This window comes from Microbacterium sp. KNMS (genome assembly GCF_053851835.1).
Map to the genome: position 1 here is coordinate 1 of NZ_JBSQBP010000097.1, position 278 is coordinate 278.

At 64.4% G+C, this 278-nt stretch carries 1 pseudogene; it reads right to left on the reverse strand.

The window, feature by feature from the left end:
* Positions 1–278: pseudogene (locus ACWXWW_RS17990) on the reverse strand (xanthine dehydrogenase family protein molybdopterin-binding subunit); the annotation flags it as partial.

Below are 278 nucleotides of genomic sequence, written 5' to 3' on the forward strand. Positions count from 1 at the left end.
TCACAGCAGCTTGTCGATCGTGATCGGCAGGTCGCGGACGCGCTTGCCGGTGGCGTGGAACACCGCGTTGGTGATCGCCGCCGCGGTGCCGACGATGCCGATCTCGCCGAGGCCCTTCACGCCCAGCGGATTGGCCTTGTCCTCCTCGTCCACGAAGATCACGTCGATGTCGTAGATGTCGGCATGGACCGGCACGTGATACTCGCCGAGATTGTGGTTCATGAACCGGCCGAAGCGGTGGTCGAGCATCGACTCCTCTTCCAGCGCCGAGCCGATCC